Below are 17,732 nucleotides of genomic sequence, written 5' to 3' on the forward strand. Positions count from 1 at the left end.
TTTAAAATTCGCTACTTTTCATAGGTAATGTGTTAAAAACCAAATAAAAATTGAAAAAAATATAGTCGCAATGGCCTTCAGAGAAGTAAAGAAAGAATTAAACGGAATGGACAAAACTGAAATCATTAAGTTGGTTTCTGAGATGTACAAAAAAATACCAGCCGTAAAAACCTATTTGGACGTTTTTGCAACTGGAGAAATCAAGCAACTTGTAGAGAAATATAAAAAAGAAATCGAAAGATATGTTTATCCAAGTGGACGGCATATGCAGTTGCGTGAAACCGAGGCTAGAAAAATAATACGGACCGTCCGTAAAATGAAAATAACAGAACTTAATGTGGAATTGGAATTACATTATGTTGCCTGTTGCTTGGAGGTCATTGAAGATTTTGGATATTGGGACGAAGATTATTATGTAGCATTGGAAAAAATGTTTTACAATGCTACGAACGGAATTCATGAATTGGGTGTAGACGAAAAATATCAAGACCGTATAATCGGAATTATAAATAAAGCAAGTGAATTCGGATTAGAACTTGCATATTAGTACGTACTAATCATAGCCAGAACCGATAAGCGAAATTGTAAAATTAATTACCCTCAATTCGCATCATCGCTAAGCTATAAACCCTCTCAAACTGTTCTTGTAAATCCATATCGTTATTATCAAACTCAATAGCATCCTTCGCTTTTGCAAGTGGCGAATCTTTACGAGTCGAATCGATACGATCTCTGGTTTGTACATTCTCTAACACTTCTTCATACGAAACCTTATGCCCTTTGTCGAGCAATTCTTTATAGCGGCGTGTCGCTCTTTTTTCTGGTGAGGCAGTCATAAATAGTTTTAGCTCAGCATCTGGAAATACCACTGTACCAATATCTCTCCCATCCATCACCAAACCTTTATCTTTTCCCATATATTGCTGTTGCTCTACAAGTTTCTTACGAACCTCAGAGATTTCAGATACTTTACTAACCAATTTAGACACTTCAATGGTACGTATGGCTGTTTCTACATTTTCTCCATTTAAATACATTTCAGAAAATCGTAGATTATCATTGTAGCGAAATTCTAGTTGTATCTCTTTTAATTTTGCTATAAGCGCTTCTCTCTTAAAAAAATCTGACCCAATAAAATCATGTCGCATAGCATAATAGGTAACAGCACGGTACATAGCACCCGTATCAACATATATGTAGTTTAACTCTTTTGCTAAATGTTTTGCAATCGTACTTTTTCCCGTAGATGAATATCCATCAATAGCAATTATTATTTTTCGTTTTGTACTCAAAATTAATGACGTTTAAAACCTGTTCTAGCCAAATCAATAGTTAATGAAAATGTATTTGTATTCGATGCCGGATGAAATTTACTAAAGGCATAGTGCAATTTAAATCTACCCATTTTTAATCCGAAGCCAGCTGTGAATCCTGCAAATGTTCTACGCTCTGTCAACCGCAACTCTCTACCTCTTCTAAAATTATAACCCAATCGTAAGTTAAATCCTTTCTCAGGAAAAAACTCAGCACCAAAAGCTATATGACGTACAGCATTTCCTAAAAAAGTAATATCTTCTTCAGAGGTTTCGCCATCAATGCTAGTTTGCCCGTCTGAAGGATTAGGCACAGCAATTTTCCAACGCTGTAAATTATTTAAGGTAATATGCCAACGCAATGGAATATTCTCTAATTTATACGAAGCTCCTATTGCTACTTCTAAAGGTAATTTTTCTCGTATTTCATCAAAAGCAGATAGCTGATATCCTACATTTCTAACAACAGCTGTAAACATATAAGGTTTGAATTCGCTATAGTATGAAACAGCAAAATCGGCAGCGATACCACTAGAGCTAAAATTTTCTATCGTAGCGCTTATATATTTAAGATTTGCACCTACAGAAAAGTTGGCAATAGGTAAATCGTACGCATAGCCTACTTGAAATGCTAAATCTCTTGCTTTAAAAGTGCCTGTTTCTACTCCATTTTCATCGGCACCAATAAACTCGCCATAATTTACAAAAGTAATTCCTGCATGAAAAGTGCCTACGCGTCTGGTAAAGACATGGGCAAAGGTAGCAGAGCCATAATTTACGTCTGCTAAAAAATCCATATAATTCAAGGATGCCTGATTATCAATATCATTGGTAATGATAGACGGATTCCATAAAGGTTGATTCACATCATTGCGTAAGGTTAATGCTTCTCCTCCCAAGGCAGCTTGCCTAGCTGAAGTGGTTATGTTTAAAAAATTGAATACGCGCTCCCCTCCAACTTGAGCGTAACCTGAAAAACCAATAAGCATTACAAAAATTAATACTATCTTCATACAACACACAAAGAAAATAGAAATATTAATGATAACGTAATTATTTAGGCCTAAATTTTCTTTTCCTTTTTTAGTACAATCTATACCTTGGTGCCTTAATACCTTGCATACGTAATGCGACAAGCGCTTGCCCTCTGTGATGAATCATATGATCTTTAATAAAATTAAAAGCTCTTTTTTTAGAAAATTCTGGTTGTTTTGGGTCAAAAGGAACTTTAAATTTTTCTTTCATTTGCTCATCTGACATGCCTTTGTAGGTATCTTTAATGTCTTTAAAGGTAGTAGTAATAGTAGCGATCACTTTTTCTTTATCTCTACCCATTTCTTTTTCCATTTTTGCGGCCTTGGCAAAATCTTCTTGACTTGGCATGTCTCCGCCTTTTACAAATATATCTAATAAGAATTTTGATGACATACCTACATGTGCTAGTTGTTCTCCAAAACTCCGAATAGAATCATGGGGTCTAAATGTATATTTGTCGGCTGGCATAGCTTCAGCTAATTCAATAGTATAAGATTTGGTTTCTTCTAAAAAAGTTAGAAATTCATCTACTGATGTGTCTGATTTTACAGGAGTATCATTCTTTTTTACGAATGCAAAGGTTCCGATTGCAATAACCGTAATAAGTAATAAGTCTGTTAGTTTTTTCATGATGAGAAATTTAAATTGCCCTCTAATTTACTAATTTTTAAACTAGGGTATTGTTCTATTGCATTGCATAAAACTATATTTCTTTGTATCATTACCCTATTAAAAGAATATACATGAACGAAGAAAATACTATTTCTGAAATAAAAATAGACAATCAAAAGATTATTGAGAATAAAGAATTAAACATTTGGGAAGCTTTAATCCCTGTTTTTATCTTAATGAGTTTATTAGCGTACAATATTTTTTTTGCAGATGGAGCTTGGTTAGGTGATTATTCAAATCAATATATTTTATTAATAGGTGGTCTAGTTGCTGCTTTAGTCGGTTTTTGGAATAAAGTCTCTTTGAAAATAATGTTAAGAGAAGTATGGGAAAATTGGAAGAGCGTATTTATACCTATAATGATACTTTTTTTGGTAGGTGCATTGGCTGGAACATGGTTGGTCAGTGGTGTTATTCCTGCCATGGTTTACTATGGATTGCAAGTATTAAATCCATCTATATTTTTACCTGCTTCGGTTATAATTGCAGCTGTAATTTCTATTGCTACTGGAAGTTCTTGGACCACTTCGGCAACGGTTGGTATAGCACTAGTTGGTATTGGTAGTGCTCTAGGAATATCACCAGGCATGATAGCTGGAGCCGTAATATCGGGAGCATATTTTGGAGACAAGATGTCTCCATTAAGTGATACTACTAATTTAGCGCCAGCAATGGCAGGTACTGATCTATTTACTCATATCAAGTACATGACTTTCACAACAATTCCTACTATCTTAATCACATTAATTGTATTTAGTATTATTAGTATGAACATAGAAACTAGCGGAAATGCTGATATTAGTAATCTATTAACTTCTATCGATAATACTTTTAACATAACCCCTTGGCTATTTGTTGTTCCTTTAGTGGTTATAGGCTTAATACTATTAAAAATAAAACCTTTGTTAGCATTAGGTACTGGCATAATATTAGCAGCTATTTTTGCTATTATTTTTCAAACAAGTATTCTTGAAACTTTATCCTCTTCAAATTTAAAATCGATCATTAATTCTGTTTTTGTAGATACTCAAATAGCAACTGATAATGAGAAATTGAATGAATTGTTTTCATCTGGAGGCATGAAAGGAATGCTGTGGACAATATTTTTAATTATTTGTGCTATGGTATTTGGTGGTATTATGGATGCTATTGGAGCTTTAGCCAGAATCACGAAATCTCTGCTTAGTTTAGCAACTTCTGTTTTTGGTTTGTTTTTTAGCACTTTTGTTAGTTGCTTAGGTTTAAATGCTATAGCTTCAGATCAATACTTGGCAATTGTTATACCTGGAAAAATGTTTAAGAAAGCTTATGAAGATAAAGGACTTGCCCCCGAAAATTTAAGTAGAACTTTAGAAGATACAGGTACAGTAACTTCTGTACTAATTCCTTGGAATACTTGTGGAGCCTATCAATCTAATGTTTTAGGAGTAAGTGTGGGAGAATATTTCGTTTATGCAATGTTTAATTATTTAAGCCCATTCATGACTCTAATTTTTGCTGGCTTCAATATTAAGATAAGGCAACTTACAGGGAAACTTCAATAAAAATTTGCAACTCTCTCATCGATTAGTCGTCTTTAAGGTATTCAACCTATATCTACTACTATGAAAAGAGTATTACTATGTGTTGTATTTGTCTTTTTAGCCTATACCTCTCACGCAAAAGAAATTATAAAACCCAATGTAACTTATGGTAATTTAATCTGCGAAGATCTTGATACAGATTTAAATTTTGTTATACATGCAATAGATAATTCGATACCGCCTGAGTTTATAACTTTTAAAGAGAAATATGGCGTTGGATTTATAAAAGAAAATTGTGTTATTGATCCTTTATCTTTTAAAAAAGCAACCGAAAACAACCAAAAGGTGGCTAGATATTTAACCCAAAAGTATGGTAGTATTTGGATAAAAGACCTGCCTGCTAAACCACTTGGTGTTAAGTTAAATAAAGAAATTCCAGACTAACCCAAAACGTATTACAAAATCTCGGTATGGATATGTAGGTGCAACGTAATAATCGTTGGTACTATCTATATTAGAATTAAAATGTTCTATCTTAAAGAAAAGCCTCGTACGTTGTATTTGGGCATTTATAAAAAAGTCAAATACTGGATATCCTCCAATTTCTTGATTATTTTGTAAGTGAAATTCTGACAAAATAGGATTATAAGCATTGGCAAAATATTTAGTAAAATATTTAAAAGTAACACCAGTTTGTAAATAAAGAGGATCTCCTTTAAATAAATGATCAGTGAAGTACAAACTATTTCTAGTTACAAATTCTGGAACTCTAAAGATAGCAGAGCCATTGGTAACTTTTTGATACATAATAGTATTATCAAAACCAAACTTACCAATTTTTAGGTCTTTAGAAACTTTAATTTTTAAATAGTTAATGGTCTCTGTGGTCTGTTGTGGCGATGTTTGCCCATCACCAATTGCTTCACCAAAATAGGTGTAGTTATCGAGTTGTGTTATTTGTGCACTTGCATTTAACAATGTGTTAGATTGTAGATCAAATAATAAACTCCTCGTAATTTCATTTCTAAAATTTTCTTGCCAATTATAGGCTAAATAAGTACTTTGATTTAATAAAAAGTTAAAGTTAGGTGCTCTATTATTATTTAGTAAAGTGGCTTTAAATGAGAATAAACTATCTTGATCGTAGCTTGCGGTAGCTCTAAAATTATTACCTGTTAGATCACCACTTACAATAGTTGAAACTTCGGCATCGATATTAAATTTCTTTAACTTAGTTTTCCATTCACCACCAATAGCTATTGTATTTCCATTAAGCTCAGCAGGAATATCTTGATTATTTACTCTGGTAACACTTGTATAGCCATGATTATAATCATAATAATTAGCTTTAAATTTTATCTCGCCTAAAACAATAGGAGCTTTTAAAGCTAAATATGCCTGCGTATTCAAAGTAGTATTACGTAACTTATCATCAATAACAGTGTTAAACGAATCACCAAATCCTGATGTGAATGCCATGCCTTGTCTAAAATCATAATGCTTACGTTCGTAATTGACAATGTTACCTACTTTTAAATAAGATTTCGTGTTATTTAAAGAATCTTTACGTTGCCATATCTTATAATCATGTTCTAGAAAATAGCGATTACCACGTAATACATTATCTGCATCATTAAAATTTGTGGCTAAACGTGCACGGTCATCAAAATTTTCATCGTCAGCTTCAAAACTAACAATAGATTCATTTGTTAATCCACCATTTTCTTCGTTGGTAAGATCTTGAGCAACTATGTGTCCTCTTATGTTATAAGCATTATTTTTAGTACGATAGTTAGCTGTAATTCTCATGTTACCATGGCTACTCAAGGCGGTACGATATTTTCCTAATGAGCGTAATCCTTTATAAGCCATAGAAAAATTTAATCTTTTAGAAGTGTTAAAAGTAAATAAGGCATCTAATACCTGTCCTTGTTCAAGGCCGGTACGAAACATAAGCTCGGTAGTTGGTGTTGCTACGCGATAGTAATTTACGTCTTCAACTTCATAAAAGTTAAAATGCTTTGCGCTAGCACCCATTTTTGGATATAAAGAAATAGATTCAAAATCATATCCTAAAGAGTTAAAGGTTTGTCCTTGATTATGAAAGGGTAATAATTGAAAATCATCTTTTCTAATGTAATTAAATCGATGATATTTTCGCATAGATAAGGTGGTATCTACATAGGTTGTGTCGTACTTATAGTGTATAATCTTGTAATCCTTATAGGTAGTTTTACCAGAGAGTTTTATCTTTTGTTCTTTCAGATTTTTAATAGAATCTTGAAAGTTTGTTAGATTACCAGAATCTCTCTGACCTATAGGTCTTATCTGAGAAAAAATTAGGGTTGAGGTTAGCAAAAAAAGAAATACGAAAAATATCTTTTGCATAGGTTTATTACTAATAGGCGCAAAGGTACATTATTTGAATCAAAAAGTTTTGCCAAAAATATAAATGTGGTGTTAACATTTAGTACTATTTTTGATTAGTATGTTACTACAAAATTATTCAGGTTTCACTCTTGAAGCGGGTACCGATGAAGCTGGCAGGGGTTGTCTCGCTGGACCTGTAGTGGCTGCGGCTGTAATATTGCCACAGAATTTTAAGCATCCTTATTTAAATGATTCAAAACAACTTACTGAAAAGCAACGTATAACACTGCGTCCTTTTATAGAAGAAAATGCTTTAGCGTATGCGGTGAACTTTGTTTATCAAGAAGAAGTAGATAGTGTAAATATTTTAAATGCGTCTATTACAGCAATGCATCGTTCTATTAATACATTAAATATAAAACCAGAATTTATTATTGTTGATGGTAATAAATTTAAAAAGTATCAAGAAATTCCGCATAAAACAATTATTAAGGGAGATGGTAAATATTTAAGTATAGCGGCAGCTTCTGTTCTTGCCAAAACGTACCGCGATCAATATATGCAAGAACTTCATAATGATTTTCCGAAATATAATTGGAAACAAAACAAAGGCTATCCAACGAAGCAGCATAGAAATGCTATTAGAGAATTCGGAATTACTGAGCATCATAGAAAATCATTTAAACTCCTCCCAGAGCAATTGGCTTTTGATTTTAAATAAAAACCAGGAGTTTTCCTTTTGAAAATCAGGGTTTTTCCTGACAAATTAAGATAATGGTAGTTGTAAGATAAGTTTGGTGCCAAGAGCATTATCATCATTATCAACCAAATCTTTATAGGTGAGTAAAAAACTATTCTGAAAATCTTTCACATAATTTTCTAAGCGCTCTTTGGTTAAATTAATACCTATAGATTTTCGATTGATTACCTTTTTTGCCTTTATTTTAGCAGATTCTTTTCTACCAATGCCATTATCTTCAATTTCAATTTCAATAAATTGCTTATTAGGTTGTCTAATATTAATGGTAACTTTCTTAGTTCCTTTTTTTGAAGATAACCCATGCCAGATTGCATTCTCTAAAAAAGGTTGTAATAGCAAAGGAGGTACTTTTATAGTGTCTAAGTTTATAGATGGATCTACTGTTGTTTCATGTTGAATTTCATTAGAAAAGCGTATATTTTCTATACTCATATATAAATCCATGGTTTCTAATTCTTCTGCTAAGGAAGTTTCTTTAACTTTAGAAGCTTCTAAAATTTTTCTAATCAGCTTTGAAAATTTATTGAGGTAGTGTACGGCGTTTTTTTGTTCGTTATTGATAATGTACAGTTTAATAGAATTGAGCGCATTAAAAATAAAATGTGGATTCATTTGAATACGCAACAACTCTTGCTCAAGTGTTAAAATACGTTTATCGTTATTATTTAGTCGTTGTCTGTATAGTAAATATAGAATTGTCCCTAATAGAAATAATGATATGAGACTGGTAAGCCAAATAGTTTTATTACGCCTTAAGCTTAACTGTGCAATTTCATTTTGCTTCGCCAACACTTCAATTTGATTGTTTTTCTTTTCACTATCGTATTTTATAATGAGATCGTTTACATATTGAATGTTTCTATCGCTTACAAGTTCCCTATCAATTTCATCAGCAAATTTGTAATACTTAAAACTGTTTTTATAATCACCTTGCGCTTCTGCTAATTCGTAAAGGTGTTTGTACGCTTCAACCGCAGTTGAAGGAACATTATATTTTTGAGCTAATGCTAACCCTTTTTGTAAATTTTTTTCAGCTTCTTCGTATCTCTTTATTTTAGTTAGCGCCCATCCTTTATTTATATATTCAGCTGATAAGTATTTTTTATTATTGAGCTCTACTGCTTCAGGTATATTTTCTTCAATGAGTTTGAGTGCTTCTTTAGGTTTGTCTTGTTTTATATAGATACGTGCGATACTACTTTTACAAATAATCCGACCAAGCGTATTACTAGGGTTATTTATTGCCAAAGATTCTTCATAATGTTCTAATGCTTCATCTAGTTTACCCATTGCTTCTTTAGCAGATCCTATATTTTGATAATTAATGGCTAGACCATATGTATTATTAATACTTTTTTCTATTTCTTGCGACTTTTTTAATTGCTCAATACCAAGTTCATATTGCCTTAAAAGTATATATATGTTACCTATACTATTATAAGATACCGCAATGCTACGACGTAACCCTAAGTCTGGATTTTCTACTGTTTCAGCTAATGCTAAAGCCTCTTGATTATAATCTAATGCCGTTCTATTAGCATCTAATTTCCTATAATCTACGCCTAACATATTGAGGCTAAAAACGCGAAATTCTACACTCTTAGCTTTTTCAGCAACTTCGAGTGCTTCTTGATGGATTTTTATAGCTTTATTATATTCTGAATAGTTTCGATATCTAGTACCTAAAATATTTAATGCGTATGTTTTACCTACTAAATAGTCAGCTTCTCCAAATCTTTTGATAATATGTTTAAGCTTTGTAGTGTCTCTTTTATAATATCGAATAATATCATTGATTTCTTTATAGGTTGCGGGTCTAAATTTTAAGATACTATCAATGCTATCATCAACCGTATATTTCTTTTTTTGGGCATAAATAGACCCTTGAAAAAACATAATAACCAATATGAAACAAAGAAGTTTTTTCATTTTATATTTTTAAACCTTCCCTAAAAAATCTGATTTTCGCTGCCTAGATACCGGAATATTTTTTCCATTTTCGAGTACAACATATCCGTCAGTTTTTAAATATTCTTTTATCTTATTTAAATTTATAATGTACGAATTGTGAACTCTAAAAAAACCATCATCAGGTAGCATTTCACCTACCTCCTTTAGTTTTTTTGTGAGTAATATACTCTTACCATTTTGTAAGAAGAGTGTAGCATAATTACCATCAGACTCAGCATAGATAATATCATTGGGTTCTAAAAAAACTAATTTACCATCAGTATTAATAGTGATTTTTTTATGCGTTAGCTTATTATTAAAATTCAATAATATACGTTCAAATTTATCTGCATCAATGATACGTGAGTTGTATTTCTTTATTTTGTCTATAGTTTCTTTTAAATCATCAGAATCTATAGGTTTTAGTAAATAATCAATAGCCTCTTTTTTGAGAGCCTTAATTGCATACTCGTTATATGCTGTGGTAATTACGACGGCAAAATCTTTATTATTAATTTTTTCTAAAAATTGAAAACCATCCATTGTAGGCATTTCAACATCCAAAAAAAGACAATCAATAGTAGTATTGTTTATATAATCAAAAGCTTTATCGGGTTCTGTAAATGTTGCTATTACTTCAATATCTTTACTAAAATTGCTTAGTTCCCAAGAAAGCCCTTGTATGGCTTTGGGTTCATCATCGATAATAACTGCTTTTAGCATTTCAATAGTCTTTATATCAAATTTAACTTATTGTAAGGTAATTTTAATAGAATCATGTATGCATTGTACTAATTTAAGTATAAATGGTCATTTATCATGATTTCATATTAAGCGGTTGAAAATTATACAATATTTCATACCATTTATACAAACTTACTTTGTGTAACCGATGTTTGTATAGATATTTGTTCAACAATTACGAAAGCTATGAAAATGTAATTGCTGTGAAAGAGTTATGTATTGTTATGAGAAAGAAAAAGAACTACAAACCCTCTCCCCTTTAAAAGCAGAGGGTTTTCTTTTATTTTAACTTTATTATGGAATGATATAATAATCTTTGTAGCCTTAGCTTTAATTAAAAATATGCTATGAAAAAATGTCTTTTTTATTTTTTGCTATTATTTTTTATTGCATTTATTGGTTATAGTCAAACCAATTGCAGTAAATATTATCCGCTAACAGATGGTCGAACTTTTGAAATTCAAATTTTTGATAAAAAAGATAAACTCAGCGGAACTACTAAATATCAGGTTAAAAATGTAACGGCTAATGCTGCGATAATGAGTGCTGCTTTTTATGATAAAAAGAATAAAGAAGTATTTACATCTGAATATGAAGTACTTTGTAAAGATGATGGAATTTCTATTGATTTTAAATCGTTAATGAATGGCGATTTTATGAAACAATATAAAGACATGGAAATAGATATGACAGGCACAAATCTAGATATACCTAATAATCTCGAAACTGGTCAAATGCTACCAGATGCAAATATGAATGCAGTTATTAATATGGCACCTATGAAAATGAAAATGGATATTAACATGGTGAATCGTAAAGTAGAAGCTAAAGAAACTATTACAACACCTGCTGGTACTTTTGATTGTGTGGTAATTTCTCATACTACCGAATTTAAAATGGGAATGAAACGTACAGGAACATCAAAACAATGGTTAGCAGAAGGCGTTGGTCTCGTAAAATCTGAAGATTATAACAAGAAAGGAAACCGTATTAGTTATTCAATCCTCTCTAAAATAGATTAAAAACCTTATGCTAAATAAACAATCTAGTTTTCCGAGGAGTTTTCCTCGGTTTTTTTATGTTATAATCTTTTCAATAAAAGTACCTTTGCAGCTTTAAAATTTGATAAAATGATCAAACGAAATAAAGCTATAATCTCTAAATGTATCATCCATAAAGTTGGTAATAAGTTTAATGAAGCAACTACTATTTTTTCAGAAAATGTAATTACATTTGATGAAGAAAGTTATAACAACATGGTACCTTTCTTATTGAAGCCATTTGTTACCACTACCGAAGCGTATCGCTTTAATCATCATGCCGACATCAATTTAAATGAGCTTAACAGCTATTCTAAACAAGTATTTGAAGATCATAATCGTTTTGTTGAGGTTTCAAAAAATATTGTTAACCATTTATATGAACAATCGAATTCGGCTCAAATAAAAACTGGAGATGTAATCGTTGCTTTATTTGAAGATATTGAATATAGAGAAGCCTCAACGCAAGCGCTAGGTATCTTCAAAATAGAGAATAAGGTAGATTTTTTTCAAACCTATATGGAAGAAAAGAGCTTTGATGTATTTGTGCAAAAAGGAATCAGTACCAAAAAATTAGACAAAGGTTGTCTTATTTTAAATTCTTCTGATGACGACGGTAATACTGTTTTATCTGTTGATAATAATAATTATGATGCACAATATTGGATTCAGAACTTTTTAAATATAAAATATGCGAATGATACCAATCGTCAAACACAGGTGTATCTAGAGATGTGTAAAGATTTCTCTGAAGAAATTGTAAAAGAAGAATTAGGGAATCAAATGCAGGGTCAATTCTTAGCAAGAACAGTCGATTTTTTTAAGGAGAATGAGCTTGTAAATGTACATGATTTTAGAGACTCTGTTTTTGATGAAGAGCAACATAAAGGATGGTTTGATGATTATAAAAGTAGATTTCAAGAAGATAGAAACTTAGTCGTTTTTAATCAGTTTCCTGTTTCCGAAGCAGTGCTGAAGAAAGAAAAGCGGAAGTTTAAAACAGAAATCAAATTAGATACTAATATTCAGATAAAGTTAGATGTAGATGCCCCAGATGCAGCTGAAGAATATCTAGAACGTGGTTACGATGAAGCTAAAAAAATGAAATACTACAAAGTATATTATAACGAAGAAGATTAAAGTTTAATAATTAACTTGAGTTCGATATAACTAAAAGGTAAATAGAGCTCATTAGTACCTATAAGATTATGTTTTTAAAGAAGGCTTATTATTTTTAAAGTTGTATGCTATTAAGGCAGAAAAGATATTGTTAAAATAGTTGGTCACAGGTTACATTTTGATGTCTGGTATACTCGACCTGACATATGTTTTTGAGTTGATCGAAAATAGTTTCAACAATGGCTCTTTTTCTTAAGCTCTATCCTACGGTTATAGAAGACCAAATTTGTGAAATAAGAAGTCTGCTTAGATACATAATCAAGATAAAAGTCTTTGAAAGTTTTATAGTCTGATACATGAAAAAGAATTTGAACGGGCATTACCTCAAATAGACTCATTTTTGAGGTTCTAATTCGTTTTTTACCATTAACCAATAGACTTTTTACCAGAAAGGAACGAGTTCTATACAAAACATCCTCAATTGAATAGAAAATTTCAGTAATTTTAGATGAAGGAATTCCAAGCGGAATAGCTAGTTAAATAATTAAAATTCAATACTCTAATTTATTGAGTAGTCTGCTTTTTTTTGCACATAATTAAACCTTTAAAAAAAGCTTAGTCTTAGAAGAGTTATATAAATAATAATGTAGTGATCGTTTTACAAAAAGGCTCCTAGTAAATTAGGGGTCTTTTTTATCTACTCTTAATCACGCATAATTTTATGAGTAAAAATAAAAATAGATTTTGATAAAATAATGATATGCTTCTTGCGTTTGAGGAAATATTAAAATTTAAAAACCCTAACATGACAAGAAAAAACCTATTACTATCAACCATTTTATTTTTAGGTCTTATAACTATCAATGCACAAAAAGTAGATCTAGATCGAGAGTATATAAAAGTAAAATATACCAATCTTCCAACAGAACCAATTCTTGATGAAAACTTCAGAACATATGCTATAAGTTCTAATAATTCTAGAGTAGCGAATGAAATTAAGATTTATGGTTTTGAAAAACTAAACAAAGAAGGAACTTTAAACGTTGATATCAACATTGGTAATATCATAGTTGATAATGTTGAAATCTCTAAAAGAGAAAAAGTAAATAAAGATAAAGATGGTAATGTAACAAGTACCGAAAGATATTATACTCCGGTAATTACCTATTCTACAAGAGGCTCTTATAAAATTCAAAACTCTCAAGGAGAACCACTTTCTTATGCCTTAGGAAGTTCAAAGAATACCTATAAGGGTAATGAGTATAATTCATATACGAAAGCTGCAAGTTATTACAAGAATAATTCTATAAACTTAAAAGATAAGTTTAGAAATGAGTTTATTAATAATGCTATTTATAGAATTAATAAAAACTTAAATAAATTATATGGTTATGAACCTTATACATACAATGAATTATTTTGGATTTTAGATTCAAAAAAGAATAATGATTACGATGGTCACAAAAAAGCTTTAGCCGATATAAAAGAAGTATTAGGTAAAATTTCTCATGATGAATCTTTAGATGCAATAAAGCCGAATTTACAACCTATTGTAGATTATTTTATGAGTGTCGTACCTAAGTACCCTGAAGATAAAAAGAAACATCGTAAAATGAAGTATGCTAGTTATTATAATATTGGTCGTTTATACTATCATTTTGATATGCCAGACAAAGCTATTGAGTTCGCAAACAAAGTAATTGAAAACGATTATGATAAGAGTGATGGTAAAAAGCTACTAAAAGAAAGTAATCGTTTAAAAGAATTATTTACAATCAATAAATTGAATTCACGTCATTTTCCAGTTGAAACTGTTGATAATTCAGATGCGCTTGAGGTAGCTGAAACACAAGTAGCAGCAGTTCCAGAAAAAGAAGTTGCTAAAGATAAATTTATTGAAACAGTGTTTACTAAGGCTGATGGTACAACAGTTGAAGGTAAGATTACCTTAAAACTTACAAATGATGTTGACATGTCTTCTTTAGATCTTACAAACTATTTTAAGAATGCTGTGAAGATTATGACTTTAACGGATGATGATGAGGTTAAATCTAAAAACTATTTTGCAAAAGAGAATGTTTCTTTTGTAGCAAATGGTAGAAAATATGAAGCAGTAAAATTTAAGCCAAATTCTGAAACAGAGTCACAAGGTAACGTTGTGAGTTTAGATGGTGCTAAATACCATTTCGTAAGGGTATTACACAAATCAGACAAACTAGGCTTGTATAAATATAAAAAAGAACTTGTATTTAAAAAAGCAGGTGACAAGAAAGGTCAATCTACATCATCACTAGCCTATTCTATAGGCTTTAAAAAGAAATTAGCGAAGCTAGTTGCTGATTGCCCTGAATTAGCACAATTAGCTAAAGACGGTTCTTTTTCGAATACAGAAGAAAGTTTAGTAGCTTTTGTACAAGAATATAATGACTCTTGTGGTAACGGAACGAAATAGAACTTATGAAGACATAAATATAAGAAGCCAGCTTTAAGCTGGTTTTTTCTTTAACAGTACCTTAAGAAATATTTCGCTAACATTTGTTAATTTTGTATTGTAACTTTTTTATTAAAGTTGAGACTTACTATCAAATAAATTTATACACATGATTAAAAAACTAACTCAAGTACTACTTGTGTTATTTATGGTCGGTTTTACAACTGATGTAGTAGCGCAAAAAAAATCAAAAAAGAAAAATAAGAGAGGAAAAACAGAAGCAACCGCTCCGAAACCTAAACCGAAAAAAGGAGCAATTCAACCTTACAGTAAGGTGGTGACTAAAGATGCAAAGACCGATGAAGGTTTATTTAAGGTGCATCAAATAGATGATAAATTCTTGTACGAAATTCCTGATTCACTTTTAGAACGTGAAATGTTGATGGTAACCCGTATCGCTAAAACCGCTTCAGGCATCGGTTTTGGAGGAGGAAAAGCGAATACACAGGTACTCCGTTGGCAGAAAAAAGGAAAGAAAATAGTACTAAGGGTAGTGTCGCACCAAGTGGTGGCTGCAGATTCCTTACCAGTTCATGAAGCGGTTGTTAATTCAAACTTCGAACCTGTATTATATACATTTCCTATTAAAGCATTTAGTAAGGATTCTACAGCAACAGTAATAGATGTAACAGATTTATTCAATAAAGATGTAAAGGCATTAGGTATGCCTGATTTTAGAAGGAAACAGTATAAAATTTCCAGGCTTGATGCTAATAAATCTTTTATAGAAAGTGTAAAAAGTTATCCGTTAAACATCGAAGCACGTCATGTTAAAACATATGCTGCGGGTGCACCTCCATCAAACGGAAGCACGGGTACAGTATCGGTAGAAATGAATAATTCTATGATATTATTGCCTAAAGAACCTATGAAACGCAGAATGTTTGATGAACGCGTAGGATGGTTCGCCAGAGGACAAGCTGATTATGGAGATAAAGCACAAAAAACAAAAACGATTCGCTTTTTAGATCGATGGCGTCTAGAAGTTAAAGATGAAGATATTGCGAAGTTTAAAAGAGGAGAATTAGTAGAACCTAAAAAGCAAATTGTCTATTATATAGATAGAGCGACTCCTAAAAAGTGGCGTAAATATATCAAACAAGGTATTGAAGATTGGCAAGTAGCTTTTGAAGAGGCAGGGTTTAAAAATGCCATTATTGCTAAAGATCCACCTACAAAAGAAGAAGATCCTGAATGGAGCCCTGAAGACGTTCGGTATTCAGTAGTACGTTATCTAGCATCACCCATACCGAATGCAAACGGCCCTCACGTTAGCGATCCTAGATCTGGTGAAATTTTAGAATCAGATATTAACTGGTATCATAACGTAATGTTGTTATTACGTAATTGGTTCTTTGTACAAACGGCAGCGATTAATCCAGAGGCACAAACCTTAGAATTTAAAGATGAGGTTATGGGGCGTTTAATTCGATTTGTTTCTGCACATGAAGTTGGGCATACCATTGGGTTACCACATAATATGGGAAGTAGTGTTGCGTATCCAGTCGATTCATTACGTTCAGCTTCATTTACACAAAAATATGGTACGGCACCTTCCATTATGGATTATGCACGTTTTAATTATGTAGCACAACCAGGCGATCAAGGAGTTGCTTTAATGCCAAATATTGGTGTGTATGATAAACATGCGATTCGTTGGGGATATCGTCCTATTTTAGACGCTAAGACGGCTGAAGACGAAAAGAAAACTTTAGATAAATGGATTACCGATCATGCAGGTGATCCGATGTATCGATTTGGCCATCAGCAAGTATTTAGTGTTGTAGATCCGAGTTCGCAAACAGAAGATTTAGGTGATGATGCAGTAAAAGCAAGTACCTATGGTATAGCAAACCTAAAACGTATTGTACCGAACCTCGAAAAGTGGACTACCAAAGACGGCGAAACATATGATGATCTAAAAACCATGCACGGACAAGTAATGGGGCAGTTTAACCGTTACATGGGTCATGTATCTAATAATATTGGTGGTGTCTATGAATATTATAAAACTGCAGATCAAGATGGTGCTGTATATACCCATGTTGCTAAAGATAAGCAACGCAAAGCATTGCAATTTGTAAATAAGGAATTGTTCAATACACCTATGTGGATGTTAGATAAAAACATCATTGGTAAAACTGAATACGCAGGTACTGTTGAGCGTATGAGAGGATTACAAGTAAGAACCCTCAATAATATTTTAGATTTTGGAAGAATGTCTAGAATGATTGAAAATGAGACATTGAATGGCTCGAATGCGTACACCTTGATTTCGATGATGAATGATCTACGAAAAGGCGTTTGGGGTGAATTACGAACAGGCAGAAAAATAGATACTTATAAAAGAAATTTACAAAAGGCGTATGTAGATAGATTAAAATATCTAATGACGACTGAAAAGCAAAATATACCTAACTTTAATAGTCCTTATTTTAAGCCTACGAGAGTGAATATAAGTCAGTCGGATATTCGTTCAATTGCCAGAGCAGAATTAGAGACTTTAAAAAGAGATGTTAGGGCTTCTATTAGTCTTACTAGAGATAGAATGAGTAGGTATCACTTACAAGATGTTCTTGAGAGAATTGATTTGATTTTAGACCCTAAATAATTATAATCTTTTAAAGATTAAAAGCCTCATCACCTCGATGAGGTTTTTTAATTTAGTTTGTTTCTTAACGAATTTTCCTCGAACTTCGCTATATCAGTCGATAT

General features: G+C 31.7%; 14 protein-coding genes and 1 pseudogene. 8 read left to right on the forward strand and 7 right to left on the reverse strand.

Annotated features, from left to right (window positions below; translation table 11 throughout):
* The first annotated feature begins 70 nt into the window (after nt 1-70).
* Nucleotides 71-547: a DUF6155 family protein gene (locus AC1EUY_RS02115; RefSeq protein WP_480193848.1), complete on the forward strand. Its 477-nt coding sequence runs from the start codon at nt 71-73 to the stop codon at nt 545-547.
* A 43-nt stretch (nt 548-590) separates the two neighbouring features.
* Here AC1EUY_RS02115 and cmk read toward each other — a convergent pair whose 3' ends face one another.
* From cmk to AC1EUY_RS02130, 3 genes are all read right to left on the reverse strand, one after another.
* Complete coding sequence (gene cmk, locus AC1EUY_RS02120) at nt 591-1,292, reverse strand: (d)CMP kinase (protein WP_480193849.1); 702 nt, start codon at nt 1,290-1,292, stop codon at nt 591-593.
* 2 nt (nt 1,293-1,294) lie between these two features.
* Nucleotides 1,295-2,326 (reverse strand): type IX secretion system protein PorQ, encoded by a 1,032-nt coding sequence (porQ, locus tag AC1EUY_RS02125; protein ID WP_480193850.1) that lies wholly within the window; start codon nt 2,324-2,326, stop codon nt 1,295-1,297.
* A gap of 70 nt (nt 2,327-2,396) precedes the next feature.
* Nucleotides 2,397-2,978: a DinB family protein gene (locus tag AC1EUY_RS02130; protein WP_480193851.1), complete on the reverse strand. Its 582-nt coding sequence runs from the start codon at nt 2,976-2,978 to the stop codon at nt 2,397-2,399.
* Between the two features lie 113 nt (nt 2,979-3,091).
* Between AC1EUY_RS02130 and nhaC the strand changes: the two genes are divergently transcribed.
* Both nhaC and AC1EUY_RS02140 read left to right on the forward strand, forming a co-directional pair.
* Nucleotides 3,092-4,564, forward strand: coding sequence for a Na+/H+ antiporter NhaC (gene nhaC, locus AC1EUY_RS02135; protein ID WP_480193852.1), 1,473 nt, complete (start codon nt 3,092-3,094; stop codon nt 4,562-4,564).
* 60 nt (nt 4,565-4,624) lie between these two features.
* A complete protein-coding gene (locus AC1EUY_RS02140; RefSeq protein ID WP_480193853.1) occupies nt 4,625-4,987 on the forward strand; it encodes an FEKKY domain-containing protein in 363 nt (120 codons plus the stop codon).
* On the opposite strand, the gene AC1EUY_RS02145 is transcribed toward AC1EUY_RS02140, so the two are convergent.
* Nucleotides 4,964-6,931, reverse strand: coding sequence for a putative porin (locus AC1EUY_RS02145; protein ID WP_480193854.1), 1,968 nt, complete (start codon nt 6,929-6,931; stop codon nt 4,964-4,966). The genes AC1EUY_RS02140 and AC1EUY_RS02145 overlap by 24 nt on opposite strands.
* Before the next feature lie 100 nt (nt 6,932-7,031).
* On the opposite strand from AC1EUY_RS02145, the gene AC1EUY_RS02150 reads away from it, so the two are divergent.
* Entirely contained in the window at nt 7,032-7,634 is a 603-nt protein-coding gene (locus AC1EUY_RS02150) for a ribonuclease HII (RefSeq protein ID WP_480193855.1), read from the forward strand.
* Between the two features lie 45 nt (nt 7,635-7,679).
* Here the strand turns inward: AC1EUY_RS02150 and AC1EUY_RS02155 are convergent, their stop codons facing one another.
* Nucleotides 7,680-9,602, reverse strand: a complete 1,923-nt coding sequence (locus AC1EUY_RS02155; protein ID WP_480193856.1) for a tetratricopeptide repeat-containing sensor histidine kinase — start codon at nt 9,600-9,602, stop codon at nt 7,680-7,682.
* 9 nt (nt 9,603-9,611) lie between these two features.
* Nucleotides 9,612-10,346, reverse strand: a complete 735-nt coding sequence (locus AC1EUY_RS02160) for a LytR/AlgR family response regulator transcription factor (RefSeq protein WP_480193857.1) — start codon at nt 10,344-10,346, stop codon at nt 9,612-9,614.
* 368 nt (nt 10,347-10,714) lie between these two features.
* On the opposite strand from AC1EUY_RS02160, the gene AC1EUY_RS02165 reads away from it, so the two are divergent.
* Nucleotides 10,715-11,389: a TapB family protein gene (locus tag AC1EUY_RS02165; RefSeq protein WP_480193858.1), complete on the forward strand. Its 675-nt coding sequence runs from the start codon at nt 10,715-10,717 to the stop codon at nt 11,387-11,389.
* Between the two features lie 108 nt (nt 11,390-11,497).
* Nucleotides 11,498-12,547, forward strand: coding sequence for a nucleoid-associated protein (locus AC1EUY_RS02170; RefSeq protein WP_480193859.1), 1,050 nt, complete (start codon nt 11,498-11,500; stop codon nt 12,545-12,547).
* A 66-nt stretch (nt 12,548-12,613) separates the two neighbouring features.
* Here the strand turns inward: AC1EUY_RS02170 and AC1EUY_RS02175 are convergent.
* Nucleotides 12,614-12,782 (reverse strand): annotated as a pseudogene (locus AC1EUY_RS02175) (transposase); the annotation flags it as partial.
* A gap of 549 nt (nt 12,783-13,331) precedes the next feature.
* On the opposite strand from AC1EUY_RS02175, the gene AC1EUY_RS02180 reads away from it, so the two are divergent.
* Nucleotides 13,332-14,978: a hypothetical protein gene (locus AC1EUY_RS02180; protein WP_480193860.1), complete on the forward strand. Its 1,647-nt coding sequence runs from the start codon at nt 13,332-13,334 to the stop codon at nt 14,976-14,978.
* A 148-nt stretch (nt 14,979-15,126) separates the two neighbouring features.
* The gene (locus AC1EUY_RS02185; protein ID WP_480193861.1) at nt 15,127-17,628 is read left to right on the forward strand and encodes a zinc-dependent metalloprotease; all 2,502 of its coding nucleotides are present in this window, start codon (nt 15,127-15,129) and stop codon (nt 17,626-17,628) included.
* Nucleotides 17,629-17,732: the final 104 nt, after the last annotated feature.

This window comes from Maritimimonas sp. 2210JD6-3 (genome assembly GCF_056591795.1).